Consider the following 5,350-nt stretch of genomic DNA (forward strand, 5'->3'; position numbering starts at 1 on the left):
AGCCGAGGATGACCCGGCGGACGTGCAGGGCGTAGGCCCAGACCAGGGCGAAGACGACGCCCAACGCGAGCAGCGACCAGTGCAGCAGGCCGGCCAGCATCAGCAGTCCCTGCAGGACGGTGCCGGCGTGCCAGGCCCACGGCCGGCGCATCATGCCGGCCAGCAGCACCGCCGCCACGGCCAGCGCCAGGACCGCGCCGATCGCCGCGCCACCCAGGTCGCCGCCGACCATGCGGATCGGCTGGATGGCCAGGACCAGCACCAGCGCCTCCAGGATCAGCGTGCCGGCCCCCAGCCCGCGCACCGCCCGCTCCGGGTTCCGCAGCCCGGACCGTCGCGGCCCACCCGCCGGCGGACGGCCCGGGTCGCCCCCGGCAGCCGTGCCCTCCGGGCGGTCGTCGCCCGCGGTGCCCCGCACCGGGCCGGTCATCGCTTCAGCAGCCGGCGGGCGTCGGCCACGGTCACCACCGATCCGGTGACCAACACCCCGACCCCGCTCAGCTCCCCCGGTACGTCCTCCTCGGCCATCGCCACCGCCGTCTCGATCGCGTCCGGCATCTCCTCGGCGACCTCGACCCGGTCGGGGCCGAAGACCTCGGCGGCCAGCGCGGCGAGTTCCCGGGCCGGCATCGCCCGGGGCGAGCTGTTCCGGGTCACCACGACCTGGTCGACCACCGGCTCCAGCAGTTCCAGCAGGCTGGCCGCGTCCTTGTCGCCGAGGACGCCGACGACCGCCACCAACTTGCTGAACGCGAACTCCTCCTGCAACGCGGTCACCGTGGCGGCCATGCCGTGCGGGTTGTGCGCGCCGTCGAGCAGGATGGTCGGCGCGCTGCGTACCCGCTCCAGGCGGCCGGGCGAGGTGGCCGTGGCGAACCCCTCCCGGACGGTCTCGACGTCGAGCTGCCGCTTCGCGCCGGCGCCGAGGAACGCCTCCACCGCCGCCAACGCCACCGCCGCGTTCTGCGCCTGGTGGGCGCCGTGCAGCGGGATGAAGACCTCCTCGTAGACGCCGCCGAGGCCCTGCAGGGTGAGCACCTGCCCGCCGACGGCGACCGCCCGCCGGAGCACCCCGAACTCGGAGCCCTCCCGGGCGATGGTCGCGCCGACCTCGGCGCAGCGTTCCAGGATGGGCCGGGCCGCCTCCTCCTCCTGCGCGGCGGAGATGACCGTCGAGCCGGAGTGGATGATGCCCGCCTTGGCCAGCGCGATGTCCTGGATGGTGTCGCCCAGCCACTCGGTGTGGTCCAGCCCGATCGGGGTGAGCACGCACACCCCGGCCTGGATCACGTTGGTCGCGTCCTCGGCGCCGCCCAGGCCCACCTCGACCACCGCCACGTCAACCGGGGCGTCGGCGAACGTCGCGAACGCCAGCGCGGTGGTCATGTCGAAGTACGTCAGCGGCTCCGCCGAGCGCTCGTCCACCAGCCGGGCCAGCGGCTCGACCTCCCGGTACGTGGCGGTGAACCGCTCCTCGCCCACCGGCTCGCCGTCCAGGCTGATCCGCTCCCGGACGGTCTCCAGGTGCGGGCTGGTGTAGCGGCCGGTGTGCAGCCCGAACGCCCGCAACAGCGAGTCGATCATCCGGGCCGTCGAGGTCTTGCCGTTGGTGCCGGTCAGGTGGATCGACGGGTACGCCCGCTGCGGGCTGCCGAGCAGGTCCAGCAGCGACTCGATCTTGTCCAGCTCGAAGGCCATGCGGGTGAACCCGCGGCCCGCCAGCTCGGCCTCGACGGCGGCGAAATCGGTGCGGTCGGTCACGAGGACAGCGCCTCCAGAGCGGCGTCGATGCGGACCAGGTCGGCCTCGGCGACGGCGAGGCGATCGCGGATCTTGGCGACCACCGGTTCCGGCGCCTTGCCGACGAACGCGGGGTTGTCGAGCTTGGCCCGGGCCTGCGCGGCCTCCTTCTCGGCGGCCGCCCGGTCCTTGGTGAGCCGGGCCCGCTCGGCGGCCACGTCGATCGACCCCCGGGTGTCCAGGGCCACGCTCACCTCGCCGGGCATGGCGAGGGTCGCGCTGGCCTGGAAGCCGTCGCCGGCCGGGTCCAACCGCACCAGCGACCGGATGAGCGGCTCGTGCGCGACGATGCCCGCGGCGGCCAGGCCGTCGAGCCGGGCGGCGACCCGCTGCGTCGGGCGCAGCCCCTGGTCCGAGCGGAACCGCCGGATCTCGGTCACCACCCGCTGGACGGTGCCGACCTCGGCCTCCGCGGCCTCGTCGACGAGGGTACGGTCGGCCGCCGGCCAGGCGGCCGTCATCACCGTCTCGCCCCCCGTGAGCGCGATCCACAGTTCCTCGGTGACGAACGGGATGATCGGGTGCAGCAGCCGCAGCAGCTGGTCCAGCACGTGCCCGAGCACCCGGCGGGTGGCCTCGGCGGCCGTGCCCCCCTCGGCGAGCACCGGCTTGGTCAGCTCCACGTACCAGTCGCAGACGTCGTCCCAGGCGAAGTGGTACAGCAGGTCGCACACCTTCGCGAACTCGTACGCCTCGAACTGCTCGTCCACCTCGGCGGTGACGTGCGCCAGCCGGGACAGGATCCACCGGTCGACGGTCGACAGCTGCTCGGCGGCCGGCAGCGGGCCGTCGGTGTGCGCGCCGTTCATCAGCGCGAAGCGGGTGGCGTTCCAGAGCTTGTTGCAGAAGTTGCGGGAGCCCTGGCACCACTCCTCGCTCACCGGCACGTCCTGCCCGGGGTTGCCGCCCCGGGCCAGGGTGAACCGGGTGGCGTCGGCGCCGAAACGGTCGATCCAGTCCAGCGGATCGACCACGTTGCCGAACGACTTCGACATCTTCTTGCCGAACTGGTCGCGGACCATGCCGTGCAGGGCCACCACGCCGAACGGCTGCCGGCCGTCCATCGCGTACAGGCCGAACATCATCATCCGGGCGACCCAGAAGAAGAGGATGTCGTAGCCGGTCACCAGGACGCTCGTCGGATAGAACTTCGCCAGGTCAGGCGTCTGCTCGGGCCAGCCGAGCGTGGAGAACGGCCAGAGGGCGCTGGAGAACCAGGTGTCCAGGACGTCCTCGTCCTGACGCCAACCCTCCCCGGCGGGCGGCTGCTCGTCCGGGCCGACGCAGACGACCTCGCCGTCCGGGCCGTACCAGACGGGGATGCGGTGACCCCACCACAGCTGCCGGGAGATGCACCAGTCGTGCATGTTGTCGACCCAGGCGAAGTACCGCTTGGCCAGCTCGGCCGGCTCGATCCGCACCCGCCCGTCGCGCACGGCGTCCCCGGCGGCCTTGGCCAGCGGCGAGGTGTTCACGAACCACTGCAGCGACAGCCGCGGCTCGACCGTCGTACGGCAGCGCGAGCAGTGGCCCACCGCGTGCACGTACGGGCGCTTCTCCGAGACGATCCGGCCCTGCTCGCGCAGCGCCGCGACGATCGCGGGGCGCGCCTCGAAGCGGTCCAGGCCCTCGAACGGCCCCGGCACGGTGATCACGCCGCGCTCGTCCATCACGGTGAGCGCGGGCAGGTCGTGGCGCTGGCCGATCTCGAAGTCGTTCGGGTCGTGCGCCGGGGTCACCTTCACCATGCCGGTGCCGAAGGACGGGTCGACGTGCGCGTCGGCCACGATCGGGATGCGCCGCCCGGTCAGCGGCAGCTCGACCTCGGTGCCGATCAGGTGCTGGTAGCGCTCGTCGTCCGGGTGCACCGCCACCGCCGTGTCGCCGAGCATCGTCTCCGCCCGGGTGGTGGCGACGACCACCTCGTCGCTGTAGCGGATCGAGACCAACTCGCCGTCGTCGTCGGTGTGCTCTACCTCGATGTCCGACAGGGCGGTCAGGCACCGGGGGCACCAGTTGATGATCCGGTTGGCCCGGTAGATCAGGCCGTCGTCGTACAGCTTCTTGAAGATCGTCTGTACGGCGCGCGACAGCCCCTCGTCCATCGTGAAGCGCTCGCGGTCCCAGTCGACGGAGTCGCCGAGACGGCGCATCTGCCCCAGGATGGCGCCGCCGGACTCGGCCTTCCACTGCCAGACCCGCTCGACGAACTGTTCCCGCCCCAGGTCGTGCCGGGACAGGCCCTGGCCGGCGAGCCGCCGCTCCACCACGTTCTGCGTGGCGATGCCGGCGTGGTCCATGCCCGGCAGCCAGAGCGCCTCGTAGCCCTGCATCCGCTTACGCCGCACCAGCGCGTCCTGCACGGTGTGGTCGAGGGCGTGGCCCATGTGCAGGGAGCCGGTGACGTTCGGCGGCGGGATGACGATGGTGAAGGGGGGCTTGTCGCTCTCCGCCGACGCCCGGAAGTGGCCGGCGGCTACCCAGTGCTCGTACCGTCGCTGCTCTACCTCGCCCGGCTGGTACTGGCCGGGCAGGGTCGGGGCGTCGGGGCGTCGGGCATCCAGTCTCTCGGTCACCCTGAAAGTCTACGGAGGGCTTCTCCGGACCCGACGTGCGCCACCTGCCGTTCGCGTACGGTGTCGGCTATGTCCGACGCACATCTCACCGAGCGGACGGTCAACGACGGCTCCGAGCCGATCGACCTGACCGACGAGCCCATCGAGCTCAGCAACCGGGACCCGGAGCACGCCACCGGGCGCCGGTCGCGGCGCCGGCGGGTGGCCTGGGCCGTGGCGGCGCTGGTCGGGCTCGCGGGCGCCGCCACCCTGGGTACGGCCGGGTGGCGGGTGGTCCAGCAGAAGGACGCGGACCTGACCACCCCGGACCGGGTGGCGGGACTGGTCCGGGACGACAGCGAACGGGCCCGCAGCACGTCGGACTACCTGCGCAGCGGCTTCGCCGCCGACATCGACCTGGACGGCAGCTTCGGCACCGTCTACCGGGACCCGGCAGACGACAAGCGCTCGGTGCTCGTCTTCGGCGGCACGACGCTGCTCTGGCAGCCGGAGCGGGACCTGGACAGTCTGTTCGGCCTGCTGACTGACGAGACCGGCAAGGTGACGGGGCTGCGGGAGGTGCCCGCCGGCCGTCTGGGCGGCGTGATGAAGTGCGGCACCACCAGCGGCGACGGCGGCGACTTCGCCGTCTGCGGGTGGGCCGACCACGGCAGCGTCGTGATGGCGATGTTCCCCGGCCGCTCCGTCGACGACGCCGGCGGGCTGTTCCGCGAGATGCGCGAGGAGATACAGACCCGCAAGTGACGCCGCCCCGCGTCCGTGTCCGGTTGTGGGGGCTGGGGTGGCTGGGGTGGCTGGGGTGGCCCTCTGCCTGAACTCGTTCTCGTTTGTTGCGGTGCTGGGTGGATGCTGCCTGAGCGTTTGTTGCGGTGCCGGGTGGGGTGGGTGCTGCCTGAGCGTTTCTTGCGGTGTCGGGTGGGTGGGGTGGGGCCTGCCGTGCCCGGCTCCGGGCGAGCGGACCGTCGCCGAGCCGC

The 5,350-nt window shown here is 72.7% G+C and carries 4 protein-coding genes; 1 reads left to right on the forward strand and 3 read right to left on the reverse strand.

Annotation, left to right across the window (positions count from 1 at the left end; all coding sequences use genetic code 11):
• The 3 genes from ABT006_RS27190 to ABT006_RS27200 form a co-directional block, all read right to left on the reverse strand.
• Window positions 1-430, reverse strand: a 430-nt coding sequence (locus ABT006_RS27190; RefSeq protein WP_350710886.1) for a DUF4233 domain-containing protein, incomplete at its 3' end; no start/stop codon positions are given.
• Complete coding sequence (locus ABT006_RS27195; RefSeq protein WP_350710888.1) at window positions 427-1,761, reverse strand: bifunctional folylpolyglutamate synthase/dihydrofolate synthase; 1,335 nt, start codon at window positions 1,759-1,761, stop codon at window positions 427-429. The genes ABT006_RS27195 and ABT006_RS27190, both read right to left, overlap by 4 nt.
• A complete protein-coding gene (locus tag ABT006_RS27200; RefSeq protein WP_350710889.1) occupies window positions 1,758-4,376 on the reverse strand; it encodes a valine--tRNA ligase in 2,619 nt (872 codons plus the stop codon). Before ABT006_RS27200 ends, ABT006_RS27195 begins: the two co-directional genes overlap by 4 nt.
• Window positions 4,377-4,445: 69 nt before the next feature.
• Between ABT006_RS27200 and ABT006_RS27205 the strand changes: the two genes are divergently transcribed.
• Window positions 4,446-5,120 (forward strand): hypothetical protein, encoded by a 675-nt coding sequence (locus ABT006_RS27205; protein ID WP_350710891.1) that lies wholly within the window; start codon window positions 4,446-4,448, stop codon window positions 5,118-5,120.
• Window positions 5,121-5,350 lie beyond the last annotated feature (230 nt).

It is taken from the genome of Micromonospora sp. NPDC002717 (assembly GCF_040295705.1).
Classification (GTDB): Bacteria; Actinomycetota; Actinomycetes; order Mycobacteriales; family Micromonosporaceae; genus Micromonospora.